General features: G+C 33.9%; 11 protein-coding genes. All 11 read left to right on the top strand.

The annotated features are described in order from the left end of the window. Positions 1-130: 130 nt before the first annotated feature. Positions 131-6454: a choice-of-anchor D domain-containing protein gene (locus ACN5J3_RS08560; protein ID WP_418511462.1), complete on the top strand. Its 6324-nt coding sequence runs from the start codon at positions 131-133 to the stop codon at positions 6452-6454. 217 nt (positions 6455-6671) lie between these two features. Beyond that, a complete protein-coding gene (locus tag ACN5J3_RS08555; RefSeq protein ID WP_418511461.1) occupies positions 6672-7139 on the top strand; it encodes a T9SS type A sorting domain-containing protein in 468 nt (155 codons plus the stop codon). 5 nt (positions 7140-7144) lie between these two features. Then, the gene (locus ACN5J3_RS08550) at positions 7145-8035 is read left to right on the top strand and encodes a hypothetical protein (RefSeq protein WP_418511460.1); all 891 of its coding nucleotides are present in this window, start codon (positions 7145-7147) and stop codon (positions 8033-8035) included. Positions 8036-8288: 253 nt separating this feature from the next. After that, positions 8289-8768, top strand: coding sequence for a GNAT family N-acetyltransferase (locus tag ACN5J3_RS08545; protein ID WP_418511459.1), 480 nt, complete (start codon positions 8289-8291; stop codon positions 8766-8768). Positions 8769-8931: 163 nt separating this feature from the next. Beyond that, entirely contained in the window at positions 8932-10638 is a 1707-nt protein-coding gene (locus ACN5J3_RS08540) for a hypothetical protein (RefSeq protein WP_418511458.1), read from the top strand. 264 nt (positions 10639-10902) lie between these two features. After that, on the top strand, positions 10903-11613 hold the full coding sequence (locus tag ACN5J3_RS08535; protein ID WP_418511457.1) for a DUF6946 family protein: 711 nt from the start codon (positions 10903-10905) through the stop codon (positions 11611-11613). Positions 11614-11768: 155 nt separating this feature from the next. Then, entirely contained in the window at positions 11769-12494 is a 726-nt protein-coding gene (locus ACN5J3_RS08530; protein WP_418511456.1) for a hypothetical protein, read from the top strand. A gap of 71 nt (positions 12495-12565) precedes the next feature. Further along, positions 12566-12736, top strand: a complete 171-nt coding sequence (locus tag ACN5J3_RS08525) for a hypothetical protein (protein WP_418511455.1) — start codon at positions 12566-12568, stop codon at positions 12734-12736. A gap of 581 nt (positions 12737-13317) precedes the next feature. Further along, the gene (locus tag ACN5J3_RS08520; RefSeq protein ID WP_417290049.1) at positions 13318-15087 is read left to right on the top strand and encodes an AMP-dependent synthetase/ligase; all 1770 of its coding nucleotides are present in this window, start codon (positions 13318-13320) and stop codon (positions 15085-15087) included. A gap of 116 nt (positions 15088-15203) precedes the next feature. Further along, positions 15204-15659 (top strand): MarR family winged helix-turn-helix transcriptional regulator, encoded by a 456-nt coding sequence (locus tag ACN5J3_RS08515; RefSeq protein WP_344729827.1) that lies wholly within the window; start codon positions 15204-15206, stop codon positions 15657-15659. A 2-nt stretch (positions 15660-15661) separates the two neighbouring features. Then, a partial coding sequence (locus tag ACN5J3_RS08510) for a 3-hydroxyacyl-CoA dehydrogenase family protein (protein ID WP_418511454.1) occupies positions 15662-16118 on the top strand: 457 nt, incomplete at its 3' end.

The following is a 16118-nucleotide window of genomic DNA, read 5'->3' as shown; positions in this document are numbered from 1 at the left end:
GTCTTGGCCTCTTTACACTTTTTGTTATTACGTAGACCTACGTATTGCCACTCAGTAACATCATAATTAATTTAGTAAACCATTAATATCAGCCTCATTAAGCTCACTAACTAATAACAACTTTATGCTTATGAAAACCTTTACATCACTTAAATCTATCTGTTTTTTAGCAATACTATGTTTAATTAGTATTACTAATTTAAATGCTCAAGCACTGACATTTTCTCCTAACCCAATTGATATGGGTAATGTAGAAGTAGGACAACATTGGGAAGCTTTTGTAATGGTTTCTGATTCTGATCCTGAAACCGAACCCAATGCATCCTACATAGCAGACATTTATATAACTGATGATGCTGCAGGCGTTTTTTTTACTGGAAACTATTATTATGATTCTAACGGTGGTCAAGGAAATTTAGGTGTAGGAATTAATGCTACTACTGAAGGCGTTACTTACACTGCTACCTTAAACATTGAAGTTGAAGAAACTAGTGGTACTGAAATTTATCAATTACCTATTACAGCTTATGCCGTACCGGCTGTATATCCTGAATTAAGAGTTACAAATCCCAACTTCGGTACCATTCACGTAAACACAAACACAACACAAGATTTAATACTAGAAAACATAGGTAATGAAGATTTAGAAATCTCTAATTTCAATTTAGATACTTCATCAGAGACATCATTCTCATTCACGCCACCTACTACACCACTAATCATTACGCCTGGAAACACGTATAATGTTCCTATAACATTTTCTCCAACACCTATGACCTTTGGTAATGCTTTTGATAGGTCTACAACACTCACTGTTACTAGTAATGACTTTTTTAACTATCAAACTGACATCAATTTAAACGGACATGTTTTTGCCAGTAACCCGTCATACTCTAACACAGATTTTGGCAATGTAGAAGTTGGCCAAACGGTTTCAGGTACAAACACAATAACAAATAATGGTGAAGGTGAACTTTTCATAGACAGCATATATTTTGACGATTATCCTGTTGGTGCTGATGCTACTGCTGATTTTGCTATAACAACACCAATTACATTCCCTGTGGTTTTAGCTCAAGGTGAATCCTTAATTGTTGATTTATCTTTTACACCAGGTAATACTAGTTTTAGAAGAGCGTATATGTATTACACAGTACAAAACCATACCAACCCAGCCATTCCAGTCACTATAGAAGGCGTTGGTGTGCAATCAGAAATTGCATTTCCTTCAGAAATAAACTTAAACAACACCAGAGTTGGCGAAGTAGCTACTTACACGTTAGAAATACAAAACCCTGGAACTTTAGAAACAGAAGTGTCTGCATTAGAAATTTCAGGAACGCATAGCGAGCTATTTTCTATAACGGATAATAGTGCTCAAACGATTCCTGCTGGTGGCTCTGCAACTTATAACATAGAGTTTTCAGGCTCTTCTGTTGGTGGTAAAACAGCCGAAATAAATTTCACAAGTAATGTAGATAGCAGTCCGCATAGCATTAGCCTTTTAGCAAATGCTACCAGCTCTTCTTTAAGAGTGAGTCCGGCTGAATTAGAATTTCCTGAAACGCAAATTGGTACTACAACATCGCCGCAAACAGTAACATTATCAAACGAGTTTGGTACAGATGCTGTTGAAATTCAAAACATCACTTTACCTAGTGCTGACTTTGCAGCTAGCGGTATTGTCACGCCATTAACTATTCCTGCTGGTGATAGCGTAACTTTTCAAGTAACTTGTAATCCGCAACAAGGTGGTAATGTTTTTGCTCCGTTAGTGGTTGAAAGCAACGATGATAATGCCTCTATAGGTATTAATTTAATGGGAACTGGCGTTGCGCCTGAAATTGAATTAAGCAGAACATCTATATTCTTTTTAAACACAAAAATATCTACAGAAGGACGTACCGAACTACTTTCTATACACAACAACGGTAGTGGCGATTTAATTATCAATGATGCCAATATAGCAAACAACCTCGGTAACTTTGGCCCTATTCAGTTTGAGATTTCTGAAACATTAAGCTTACCTATCACAATACCTCCTGGGGAATCTTCAATAATACCTGTGACATTCAATCCTACATACGTAGGCGGATATACGGCTAGATTAAACCTTGATACAAACGATGGTGATTTTCGTGTATTCTTAAGTGGTACTGCTATTGCTCCTTATGCTAATATTACTAAAAATGGTGACTTCCCTGAAAATATTAGAATTGGAGAAACCGTTACCAAAAACTTTACCATTACAAACAATGGTGTTGGTACTTTAGAAATATCCGATTTTGAACTTGTCGAAGTTGGAATTGACGCAGATGACGAACCAGATTATAGTATTGATATGACTTTACCTTTTTATGTAGCCGAAGGCCAAAGTCGTAATGTTCAAATTCAAGCAACACCTTTATCAACGGGTTATAAAAATGTAGAATTACAACTTACTACAAATACTGACCCTGGTGCCATAACAGGAGATCCTTTATTATGGTCTTACACGGTATTAGACCTGGCTTACTTTGAAGGCGAAGGCGTTAAAGAAATGACCGATGTTGAAATTGGTGGTACATCATATACACCATACACTATAACCAATTCCGGATCAGCTACCATGGTTATTTATAGCGAAAATACAGCACTGTATCAAACTGGTGGTACGTTTTCTATTCCTAACTTCACAGAATTACCTTCTGAATGGAGTACGTTTAATAATTTCCCTTTTACTATAGAACCTGGAGAAAGTAGCGATATCATTATCGCTTATTCGCCATCGTTAGCATCAGCTTACGGAGAGATTGCTTTAAGAACAGGTCCTATTTTAAATAACGAAAATGTGGGTGGCTTTGATTATTCTGTTAAAATCAAAGCTTTTGGCGGCGCTTTACTTCCTGCTCTAACTGTTTTAGATGCAGAACCTATTACCTTTCCTGAAACAAGTATTGGCCGCTCTAACCCTCAATCTTTTACAATACAAAATACCGGAACTGCAGATTTAGTTATAAACAACACATACGGTGATGGCGTATTTATGTTTAAAGATCAAGGAGTATTAACAAACATAACACTAGGCGTTGGAGAAACTATGGACTTTGAAGTTATATTCAGCCCTGATGTTCTTGGTACCGTAAATGGCTATATTGGTTTTGACACAAACCTTCAAGAGCCATACGCTATTGTTGATACTACGGGAGAAAGTATTGAACCTGCTGAAATCATTGTCAATGGTTTAATGTTTGAGGCAGACAGAACCACCAATCTAGGAGATGGAAAATATATTTTAAGTGGTAATGTTCATGCTGGTAAAATGGAGTTTGGTGATGACGTGACAGTAAACTTGGCAAATAACAATGTAAGTTGTCAGTGTAAAGTATATACTACAGACATTACGCAATTCGGTAGTCTTGGTGGTCCTCAAGTAGACCTTATGGAAGGAGATATTGCTCTTAAAATAGAACAAGACATAGATGGCAACCCATATATAAACACCGCTTTAGATGCTGCTACAACAGGAGTTTCTACTTTTTTCACCCTTGTTGGTATTCCTATAGAGTTTTCAAAATTTGAAATCATATCTGGTACCGACCCTGGTATTGAAATTGGTGGCTCGGTAAGTTTACCTACTGAAGTTTTTGGCCCGGAAGTAAATGTCACTATTGATAGATTACGTGTCGTAGAATCGGGTGTAAACATTGCAGGGTCTTCTAGCATAAACGGAAACCCTTCTGTAAAAGTTTTCAATACGTTCGAGCTTCGTAACGCATCAGTAAACTTTGACACTTTCGAAAACTCTTTTGGTGGTTCTGCGGCTATAAAATTATCTTTATTAGGTAAAACAACATCTATTGCTGGTGGCGTACAAATAATAAATGGCGGTTTAGATGCTGTTTCTTTAGAAGTAGAAATCAGCCCTGGAATACCATTAGCAAATACTGGGTGGGAATTGTCTGGTGGTAATGGTTTTATAAACGGTATTCAAGTGCCACCGCTTTCTATAGGTTTGGGTGTAGATTTAAAACCTATTGCGCCAATAGATATTTTAAAGCTAGACAACATGCAATTGGCATACACATTTGGTACATCACTTGAAGCTAGTGGTACCATTCTTGTTCTTAATCAAGAAGTTGGTGGCGGAAGCATTTTAGTAAATAGTTTAGGCCTTAATGCGAGTGCTTATGTAAACCTTTTTCAAATATTTAGAGGTGATGTTTCTCTGCTTGTAGAAAACAGATCTAACGGACTCTTTGCTGAAGCGTCGGCTGATATGTCTCTTACCATTCCTGAAATACCTGCTAGTAACTGCACGGTATGCGAAGCTGTTAATAACTTCTTACCTTTCACAGTTGCTAATCTTCAAGCTAAAATAAACAACGACAAGTTCAAAGCAAGCACAACCATTGCTGACGTTTTAACTGTTGATGTTGATGTTGAATACGGTGGTAATGTGAACGTTGGCGGTAGACTTGGACCGATTTCATTCGGAGAACGTGGCCAATTACCTGAAGGGCATTATTTTGAAAATGACCTCAATGCAAAAGCGGCTAATCGTCTAGAAGGTAGTAGCTTGGTTTTTCAAGCCAGAAATGCCAATACAGCCATACCTTTCAATCTGCCTCAAAGTTATGATAACATCATTGTGCGTATAGAAGGAGAAAACAACTACCCTAACGCGACTTTAAGCCTTCCTGACGGTACTGTTTTAACGCCTACAAATGCTGAAACAAACAGTGCTTTATATACTGAAAGTAATGAAAACACCAGAGTTTTCTATATCTTAAAAGATACCCAAGTGGGTGACTACGAAATTAACATTGAAGGAACTGACACATATCAATTTGATATTTTCGGTGCGGGTTATGCGCCTGAAATCGAAATAACAAATGTAAATTACAACAATACCACAAAAGACCTTACAATTACTTGGAGCGACCAAGACGTTGATAGTGATGCTTTAGTGTCTCTATATTATGATATTGATGGTAAAGGTGCCAATGGTAAACAAATAGTTGGAGATATATCTGAAAACGATAACACAAATCAATACACGTTCAATGCATCAGATTTAATAAGTGGTACATACCATGTGTATGCTAAAATTGAAGACGAATCCAACCCTGCTGAATACGTTTATGCGACAACGACATTTACTGTTGTAAATGAGTCTCCTGTAAACACACCAACGCTAATTGGTGAGTTAGTTGACAATGTCTTTAAACTTGCTTGGAATCCAGTAAGAGATGCTGATCACTACGTCATGTATATAGATGAAGAAGAAGTTTCTCGCTTTAGCAAAAGCCAAGGTGTTGGTAGCGCAACTGCTTTCGACTTTACTGAAATAGCTCCTGGCCGTACTTACAAATTTGGTGTAACGGCTATGAGAGAAGAAGCTGATGGGTCTTTTACTGAATCTAACTTATCAAACGTCATTGACTTTGAATTCATCAGTCCTGATGTTAATAACATCCCTAAACTAGAAACTCAAAGTCTAGCAGATGTTACTGATCCTTGTAACCCTTATACATTTACGGTGAGTTATTCTGACCCTGATTCTGAAGACGACTTAACATTAACCATGCCTACACATCCAGCAGGCATGACACTTACCGGTGATGTCATAAACTGGACACCTACGCAAGACCAAATAGGTAAACACCAAGTGATTTTAAACATTGCAGACAACCATGGTGATGTTGAAGAAAAAAGCTATGTTATTACGGTTTATAACGCAAATTCTGCGCCTATACCAGACACTAATACATTACCGCTAGTAGAGGCTGAATGTAGTGTAACCTTAACAGCGCCAACAGCTACTGATGATTGTAGTGGTGCCGTTACAGCCTCAACAACAGATGCTACAACCTACAACCAACCAGGAGAGTATTTAGTTACTTGGGTATATCAAGACACTACAGGTAATCAGTCTACACAAATACAAAGAGTGGTCATTACAGACGCTATAGCACCTACTACAGTATGTCAAAACATAACAGTACCATTAGATGAAACGATAGGCTTTGTAACAATATCACCTGATGATGTTAACAACGGTAGCACAGATAACTGTACGAGCACTACAGATTTAATCGTAAGTCTATCTCAAGACACATTTACTGAAGAAGGCACGTTTGATGTAACATTTACGGCTCAAGATAGTAACAACAATACAAGCTCATGTACAGCACAAGTAACGGTTGTATCAACATTAAGTGTAAACGATGCTAATGCATTGCAAAACATCAAACTCTACCCTAACCCGAATAATAGCGGCATACTAAACCTTAAAATACCTAATAACATAACGATTGATAAGGTTGAAGTTTATGATACGTTGGGCAGACAAGTAATGAATCTAAATCAAATTGAAAATGTCATCAACATTCAAGACCTGTCTTCAGGAACATACATTTTCAAACTTTATTCAGACAATGAAACAACAACAAGAAGAATTACAAAAATGTAAAACAACACTTTTAAGAAATATGGCACACCTCAATACCATATGATCGTAATTTAAAAATATCAAAGAGGCTATTAATCAATTACCTTAAAAGGTCAAAACCGTAAAACGTTTTGGCTTTTTTTCATAAAATACTATACGTAGACCTACGTATTGTCATAAAATAGTAACCAACCTAACTTTACACCTTATTTCTCCAGAAAACCTAATCTATTTATAAATGAAAAAACTATTACACATTATTTTTCTATCAACCGCTATAAGCACGCTAGCTCAAAATAGTATGGTAAGTAGTGCAAACAATGCACAATCATCACAAGGGTCTATTAGCTACACAATAGGTCAAACGGTATTTACAAACAGTACATCAACTCACGGAACTATAGAACAAGGTATTCAGCAACCCTATATTATTTCTCAAACATTAGGAACTATTAATAATGATATATCGCTAAAAATGATAGCATTTCCTAATCCCACAACAAACACACTACAACTCAAAATAGAAAACTATAATAATGATACATCTTACAACCTTTCAGACATTTCAGGAAAAACCTTAAGCCTCCATAAAATATCAAACCAGCAAACCATAATCAATATGCAATCATACCCTGCGGCTACTTATTTTTTAAGTATCTACAAACAATCTAAACACATCAAAACTTTCAAAATCATTAAAAATTAAGTAACATGAAAAAACTATACATAGCCTTATCCCTTATTTGTTACTTTAGCATGCAAGCTCAAACACCAGAAAAAATGAATTACCAAGCAGTAATTAGAGATGCTGCAAATGAGCTTATAAGCAATACCAATGTTAGTATGCAAATAAGTATTTTACAAGGCAATGCATCAGGCAATACGGTTTTTACTGAAACACACGCACCTACTACAAACCAAAACGGACTAATAAGTATTGAAATAGGAACAGGTACAATTATATCTGGAGATTTAACAACCATAAACTGGGCAGATAACACATACTTTATAAAAACAGAAACAGACCCTACCGGCGGAACAAACTATACCATAACAGCCACAAGCCAATTATTAAGTGTACCGTATGCACTACATGCCAAAACGGCCTCTACGGTAACTAACCCAGTACTTATGGAGCCTTATATTTTAGGTAGAAGCGCCCCTTCTAGTAATGGAAAATTTAGTTACAATGGCAAAACTGGTTGGCAAGCAGCAAATGAAATGTGCAAGAATAGCTATCCCAACGAACCGTATGCAAGAGCATTTACTGCCGAACAAATAACACAAGCCATTGTTATTGGTAATTATTCATCTAATTCAAATTATGACAACGTCTCTTTTTGGGTTATTACCTCTTCTGCTATTAAAGGAGATACTTCTAATACTTCTAATTCTTCTGGTTATAATAATTCACAAAACCTATCAGATAACGCAGGAGATGTCTCTAGAGGAGTTAGAGGTACTATTGTTTTTAACTACACAAGTATAGGAAACGGTGGTGGCACAACAATACCACGATTTTTTAATGTGGAACAAGAAGTTATGAATAATCTATACCTCCCTTGTCTTTGTGGCACTTACAAACCAGCGCAACAAAATTAAACGTAGCTATTAATCAATTACCCCAAGAGGTCAAAACCATAAAACGTTTTGGCCTCTTTTTTTCATAAACATTAAAAACCTCAAGCATACACAAGTATTCTGTGGCACAACACACCCCAAACCACACAAATTCACATACTTATATCAAAACACAGCTTTGGTTTTATAAAAAATCCTTTATATTTATAAGTATATACATTATAAAAATAAACACACGAGTGTGTTTATCTACATGTCAGTAACAAGCTGAAAAATGAAAATCGAGAAAAGCATACAAACAGATTCGAAGAAATTAACGGAACTAACAATTCGTTCTAAATCTCATTGGGATTATAGTATGCAACAAATCGAAAAATGGAGAGATGATTTAATGGTATCTGAAAATTATATTTTTGAAAAAGAAGTGTATAAATTGGTTGACTCTAAAGATAAAATAATTGGATATTATTCATACTTCAAAATTGACGAACTAAACATAAAATTGGAGAATTTATTTGTTGAACCAAAGTATATAGGATGCGGATATGGAAAAATGTTAATGAATGATTTTATTGAGCGGATTAAAAAAACAAGAACCGAAAAAATCATATTGGATTCTGACCCAAATGCTGCAAATTTCTATGAGAAAATAGGATTTAAAGTAATTGGAAAGTTAGAAACTTCAATCGAGGGTAGATTTCTACCCATTATGGAATTAAAAATAAAGCCTGTTGGAAACAAACAACACCTATAAGTAATTACTTATTCTCGCCTACTTCATACACGGGTACGAAGTGCGAACTAGCGAAGCAAATCATAGCCAAGACCATTAGCAAACATAAGAACAAAAATACCTACTATTAGGTATTTTATTTACAATTGCGAAAAATTAGTTTTGAAACTTAAAGTAATAACAAATGAAAAAAGTACTTCTAATTTTTACGTTAATTATTGTTATCGGTTGCTCTAAAGATGATAATTCCTTAATAGTACCTGAACAACCAACAGAACAAAACTTAGCTGTTGAAGACAACGACGTCAAAACATTTGAAGTTGTTTCAGTTACAGTTAGTAATTTAGAACTGACAAACAACACTTATCAAGCCACATTTGGTAATAGCGAAATCACATTAATTAAATATGATGATAATTCTCTAATATTTTCAGTCCCTGAGATAGAAGAAGGAACTTACTCGTTATCACTTTCTTTAGGAACTCTTCAATTCAACGTTACAGAAACACAAGTTTCAAACACTGATGAAATAATTCAAAACGTATTTGATAATTTTAGTACTGACATAGGCAATTTGGATAATAGCGACCCATTTATTGCAAATGAAATTACAGAAGCACAGTCGTACAATACAGAAGTTTTAGCATTATATAACTCATTAAGCGATGAACAAAAAAGACAAACTGCTATGTTCTATGAGGCAAATAAAGAAGTTTTTGAAAATTTTAAAAATGATATTATCACTAATTTAAATGGCCCAACAATATTGTCAAGAACACCGCAATCAGATTGTCCTACAAGTAACAACAAAGCATTTTACAGTTGTACCGCTGAAAATTTAGGAAACAGTGCCATCGCACTAAAGAATAGCTCAAAAGAATTTCTACAAATATTGACATTGGCTGGTGCTTCTGCATATCTAGCACCTGCATCTTTTGGCTTATCTGCAGTTGGTACATTTCTTGGATTAGGAACAGCTGCATATATTTATATGACTGAAGTAAGACCTCATTTCATACAGTTTAAATCAAGTTTAAGGTCATTTATTGGTGCAAACTGGATATTAACTCAAGAAACATTTTTAGACGTTTTAGAAGAATTTAATAGTGAATCAGAAGCTAGTCTAAATGTTACTCCTAATTTTAGAAGTATGAACTCAAACGACAGTGGAATTTCACAAGAGACAGGATTTTTCATTACTTCTTTAAATACTTTAAATGGTTATTGGACTCAACTTACAGCTCTTTTTGGTAATCCTATAAATTATCAAGAAACATCTGAAAATGTCTATTTTGACAGTAACTCTGACCAAATAACCATTACAAACATTTCAAATTCTAATGTTGAGTTAGAATCTTTAAGTGGTCAAAATGTCTCATTTAAATCTTTATCAGGCGATGATGAGAGTTTTAGTTTCGATGTTGAAATAACAAAAGAAGGTTTTTCTGAAACAACAACAATAAACGCTAATGTTTTGAACGACCCTTGCTCAAATATGACTGCACCTATTATCAACAATGTTCAACTAGTTTGTCAAAATTCAAGTATAGTTGCTTTAATTGATTTTACAGCTGATGGTTCAGGTGCATTAATAAATGATGGATTTGGTTCTTGCGATCCTTCTGAATTATGTTATCCAACTAGATTGTATTTTAAAAACCCAGGTGCACCTGATTTTAGTATAGCTGCAAACGGCTATAGCGTTAATTTACAATCTGGTGACTTCAATGCTGGAACTATTGCTATTGATATCTATAGATATAATGGTAGTAGTTGTGGTACTAATGGTGAAACAGCTTCTCAGTCTTTAGAAAATGCTTTTCCTGGTTATGAATGGAAAGTTGAATTAATGAATCAATGTAATCAAAGGTCTAATCAGGTTTCATTTTAAAATTTATATAAATAATTACGTTTACCAACAATACCTATAAGTAATGGCACTGTCCTCACCAACTCGGAAAACCCTACGTACTCCCTTTTGGCTCGAGAACTTTTACTTAATCAGCAACCCAAACCACACAAATTCATACACTTATATCAAAACACAGCTTTGATTTTATAAAAAATCTGTTAGATTTGTAGGTATATACATAATCAAAATAAACACACGAGGGTGTTTATCCATATGTTGTAGGTAATTTGATAAAACATGAAAATGACAATTGCAGGAGAAATAAAAAACATTTTTGAGTGGTATGCTAAAGCAGGACCAAAGGATAAAGAAACTCAATGGAAAGTAGACCATAGTGCTTTAGAATTTGCAAAACTTGTTTTAGATGAGACTTTTGAAGATGATATAAAATATAATATCCTTAACAAAATAAGTTCTAATCAAAATATTCTATTGGCAATTCCAGAACAAATAACCAAATTAGATGATTTTAGAGGAGGACAAAGAAATCATGATTTAACATTGTATTCCGAAAATGAAAATGAAAAAATCGCAATTTGTATTGAAGCAAAAGTTAATGAAGATTTTGATAAGACCATAAAAAAGAAGTGGGAAGAAGGTAATAAGTTAAAATCTAATATTCAAAATAGGATTAAAAATATTCTATATTCAATATGGCAGACCACTGATATAGAAAAATTTAATGATTTAAAGTATCAATTAATTACAGGGCTATATGGGACAATTAAATACGCTGAACAATTAAATATTAAAAAATGTGTATTCTGTATCTATCAAATAGAAATAGACGGAAATACTAAAATTATAAAAAACGAAAATGAAATTCAGAAGCTATTAGATTTTTTTAATATCCAAGATAATATTGAAAACAACAATTTATATGGACCTTTTAAGACAGATAATAATATTGAATTTTATATCTCTTATTTGAAAAGAAAGAAAATCGCAAAATAAAAACTACCTACAACAACGTGTATCGTTCATAGTGTTTAATCAAACTTCGCAGATTTCTAGTGAAATCCCGCAACTCTTCTATCCTTTTTAATTAACTTAGTCTAAAACACTACAAACCATACACAACACGTTGACAGCAATAAAAACCAAAACCATTGGAGCACAACAACTTAACAGATAACTATATAAAATTTATAGAAGCTTTTTATAAAACAAATAAAAGTGACTTCGATATAGAAAACCTTGAAATATCTAAATCAATATATAAGCATATTTTTAAAATAAAATTAGCCCTTTGGAAGCAAAAAATTGAATTTAGAAGAATGAAAAAAGTTGCGAACTCTGACTTGTTTCAAGATATAATTGCCTTTTACCTAAAATCATATCTATCAGATGATTTTGAAATTATACTGGAAGAAAAAAAAGGGAAATTCCAACCAGATATTTTAATTAAATTCAAAAACAAAGAACTATTCATCATTGAAATTAAAACTAGCCTTGGTTGGGCAAGAGGTTCTATTGAAAATGAGATTCCACAAAGGATTAAAGAATTATCCATTAATTTCAATATTCCACAAAATAATATTGTTTACATATTACAATCACCTTGGAATGTAAAAAAAGAATTTAGAGAAAGGTACTGGAATAATAAGAAAAAAATTGCTTGTGAACTACCAAAAGACTTTCCTTATAATAAAATTAGACCATTAATGACAATGGATGACCCCTTTTATTTTAAATATGAAGATATTAATCCAAAAATTGAATATATAGATTACTCAAATGAGAAAATTGATGAATTATCAAATAAAAGCATTGTAATTCCTTTTGAACTTACAATAAATGAAATAATTACTGCTGCCAACAAAGAACTGAGTTAAAAAACAAATAACTTTAAAACCAAAATAAACTTTTGGTAATGATTATGAAAAGTACCTTATATTACAATTAAATGATGATAAATTTTCAAAAAACAAATCCTGTGTTTTTGTATATACTTTCAGGAGCTTTTATTATTATAGCTAGTAGTTTTAAATCTGAAAATGGTGTAATACATTATACTTTTGGAGTGATTGGTTTCTTAATTTTTGTATTAGCAATTATAGTACATTTTAAAAAATAACAGGTAATCATAAAACATAGTTTCTGTTAGTAGTTATAAACGAATCCCAATCAGAGTCTTCTAAAGTAATGATTTTGTTTACATCTATTTCAAAAACTTCTGCCATTCCCAAAGCCAAAACCGCTCACAAAACATATATCCCTAATTCCATAGCAGGTATTGTTTTCCTCCTAACCCTTACCGCTTTTACCAATTCATCTTGCAAAATAGCAAACAGAAAAAATCATCAAAAAAAACAACGCACATAATAACAAATAACAACAAAAAGTCCCACGCCCATCACCCTACACTGTTTCCCATAGCTACTTCGGGTCTAGTTCGGGTTTCCTTCGGGTTTAGTTCGGGTTAACTTCGGGTCAAAGTCGGGTCAACTCGGGTGAGTTCGGGTCAAAAACCCCAATAATCTCACAAATAATGTAAGAGAATTCAACAGCTATTCTCAAAAAACACAAAATTTATATATCCTTAATTTACACACCCTTAAAACATCAAAATCATAAAATAACACCCTTTTTTTAACAACATATTTGAAAATCACTTCTAATTTCATAATTTGCATGTCTTCAATCGTACTTAAACCAATGACACAAATAACTAGACTCTTTGATTTTCCATATTACCAACTGGAAACATACAACCTTGAAAAAGCTTTAGTAACTAAATATGATGGTAAGTGGGTAGCCACATCCACAAAAGATTACATAGACAAAGCTAATGCTGTGAGTCGTGCACTTTTACGTTTAGGAATCCAAAAAAACGATAAAATAGCCGTAATTTCATCCTCAAACAGAACCGAATGGAATATCATGGACATAGGCATCCTACAAACAGGAGCCCAAAACATCCCAATATACCCTACCATTTCTGCTGAAGATTACGAGTATGTATTAAACCACAGTGAGTCTATTTACTGTTTCGTTTCTGACGAAGAAGTCCTAGAAAAAGTCAATAAGGTTAAGCACAAAACAAAAATCAAAGACGTTTATTCTTTCAATCATATCAAAGGTTGCAAACACTATTCTGAACTACTTGAACTAGGTAAAGACACAAGCAACCAAAACGAAGTTGAAGCCAGAAAAGACAATGTAACCGAAGACGATTTAGCAACCATCATTTATACCTCTGGTACCACAGGCAGACCCAAAGGCGTTATGCTATCTCACAAAAACATTGTTAGTAATGCCCTAGACAGTATTCCGCGCTTACCTATTTATGGTGCCGGAACTATTGTTTTAAGCTTCCTTCCTATTTGTCACATTTTTGAACGCGTATTAATATACATTTACCAATACGCAGGCGCCAACATTTACTTTGCTGAAAGTATAGACAAGATAAGCGATAACATAAAAGAAGTAAAACCACACCTCATGAGTGTGGTACCTAGACTACTAGAAAAAGTATACGATAAAATATACGCCAAAGGCGAAGACCTTACAGGTATCAAAAAGAAACTGTTTTACTGGGCTATAGAATTAGGAGAACAATGGAAACCCTATAAGCAAAACGGAGCTTGGTATGAATTCAAATTAAGCATTGCCAGAAAACTCATTTTCAGTAAGTGGCAAGAAGCCCTAGGTGGTAACCTTAACACTATGGTATCCGGAAGTGCTGCACTACAGCCACGACTAACACGTATTTTTTGTGCCGCCGGAATGCAAATCATGGAAGGCTATGGCCTTACAGAAACATCACCCGTTATTTCCGTAGGTAAATATGCTGACAACATGTTCAAAGTAGGAACTGTAGGTAAACTCATCAACAACGTTGAAGTAAAAATAGCTGATGATGGCGAAATACTCGTAAAAGGCCCTAATGTTATGATGGGCTACTACAAAGACCCAGAAAAAACCGCAAGCGTTATGACTGGAGAGTATTTCCATACTGGAGACAAAGGTGAAGTAGACAAAGATGGCTTCCTTAAAATTACAGGACGAAAAAAGGAAATGTTCAAAACCTCTGGCGGAAAATACGTAATCCCTACCCTATTAGAAAACGAATTGAAACAATCGCGTTTCATAGAACAAATAATGGTCATTGGTGAAGGACAAAAAATGCCAGCCGCACTTATTCAACCTAACTTTGAATTTATCAAAGAATGGATAGAACGTAAAAAACTAAATATAGGTACAAGCAACAAAGAAATTTCAGAATCCCAAGAAGTTATAGACAGAATACAAAAAGAAATTGATAACTGTAACAAACATTTTGGTAAATGGGAACAAATAAAACGCTTTGAACTCACACCAGATATTTGGTCTATAGATGGTGGTCAACTTACACCAACTATGAAGATGAAGCGCGATGTTATAAAAGGCATCTATCAAGATCTTTATGATAAAATATACAATTAAACATACCCAAAAATAGAAAGACCTTAATAAAAGGTCTTTTTTTATGTTAAATTATCATTATTTATTATGCATGCATAACAAAATTTATTATATTTGAATCATTGAAAATATTTTAAATGAAAGATAAAACTATTGATTATGTTTTGCGAACTACTTGGCTAGCAGTAAACAAAATGTATAATGAAGAAGCTGCCAAGTTTGATAGTACTATGGCAACAGGTTTTACGCTATTAAGTATTGATCCTGAAAAAGGAACACCTTCTACTTCATTAGGCCCTAAAATGGGTATGGAAGCAACTAGCCTTTCCAGAATACTAAAAACTATGGAAACAAGAGGTTTAATTGAGCGTAAACCTAACCCTGAAGATGGCAGAGGTGTTTTAATACACCTTACAGATTTTGGTAGAGAAAAGAGAGCTTACTCTAGAGAAAAGGTATTAACCTTTAATGATGCCATAAAAAAACACATCCCATTAGAGAAGCTTCAAAGCTTTTATGAAGTAGCCGAAGTCATTAATGAACTAATTTCAAACAAGAAAATATACAATCAAAAAGATAATATTCTAAAATAGATATGAGTAAACGTAGAATCAAAAAAGTAGCCATTATTGGATCCGGAATTATGGGAAGCGGTATTGCTTGTCATTTTGCCAATATTGGTGTAGAAGTCTTATTATTAGACATTGTACCAAGAGAATTAAACGATGCCGAAAAAGCTAAAGGACTAACTTTAGAAGACAAGGTTGTAAGAAACCGTATTGTAAACAATGCATTAGCTGCATCATTAAAATCTAAACCATCACCAATCTATCACAAAGATTTTGCTAACAGAGTTACGACTGGTAATCTTGAAGATGATATAGCAAAAGTGGCAAATGTAGATTGGATCATGGAAGTCGTTGTAGAAAGACTTGACATTAAAAAGCAAGTATTTGAAAAACTAGAACAACACCGTACACCAGGTACTTTAATTACATCAAATACATCTGGTATTCCTATTAAGTTTATGAGCGAAGGACGCAGCGAAGATT

It is taken from the genome of Corallibacter sp., assembly GCF_048381695.1.
GTDB classification, from domain to species: domain Bacteria; phylum Bacteroidota; class Bacteroidia; order Flavobacteriales; family Flavobacteriaceae; genus Corallibacter; species Corallibacter vietnamensis.
The sequence above is the reverse complement of the archived record's forward strand: the minus strand, read 5'-3'. Positions and strand labels throughout refer to the sequence as shown.

Excerpts from the sequence above, each read along its gene's own strand:
- ACN5J3_RS08560 (WP_418511462.1), top strand. The coding sequence starts at position 131 with ATGAAAACCTTTACATCACTTAAATCTATCTGTTTTTTAGCAATACTA.
- ACN5J3_RS08555 (WP_418511461.1), top strand. The coding sequence starts at position 6,672 with ATGAAAAAACTATTACACATTATTTTTCTATCAACCGCTATAAGCACG.
- ACN5J3_RS08550 (WP_418511460.1), top strand. The coding sequence starts at position 7,145 with ATGAAAAAACTATACATAGCCTTATCCCTTATTTGTTACTTTAGCATG.
- ACN5J3_RS08545 (WP_418511459.1), top strand. The coding sequence starts at position 8,289 with ATGAAAATCGAGAAAAGCATACAAACAGATTCGAAGAAATTAACGGAA.
- ACN5J3_RS08540 (WP_418511458.1), top strand. The coding sequence starts at position 8,932 with ATGAAAAAAGTACTTCTAATTTTTACGTTAATTATTGTTATCGGTTGC.
- ACN5J3_RS08535 (WP_418511457.1), top strand. The coding sequence starts at position 10,903 with ATGACAATTGCAGGAGAAATAAAAAACATTTTTGAGTGGTATGCTAAA.
- ACN5J3_RS08525 (WP_418511455.1), top strand. The coding sequence starts at position 12,566 with ATGATGATAAATTTTCAAAAAACAAATCCTGTGTTTTTGTATATACTT.
- ACN5J3_RS08520 (WP_417290049.1), top strand. The coding sequence starts at position 13,318 with ATGACACAAATAACTAGACTCTTTGATTTTCCATATTACCAACTGGAA.
- ACN5J3_RS08515 (WP_344729827.1), top strand. The coding sequence starts at position 15,204 with ATGAAAGATAAAACTATTGATTATGTTTTGCGAACTACTTGGCTAGCA.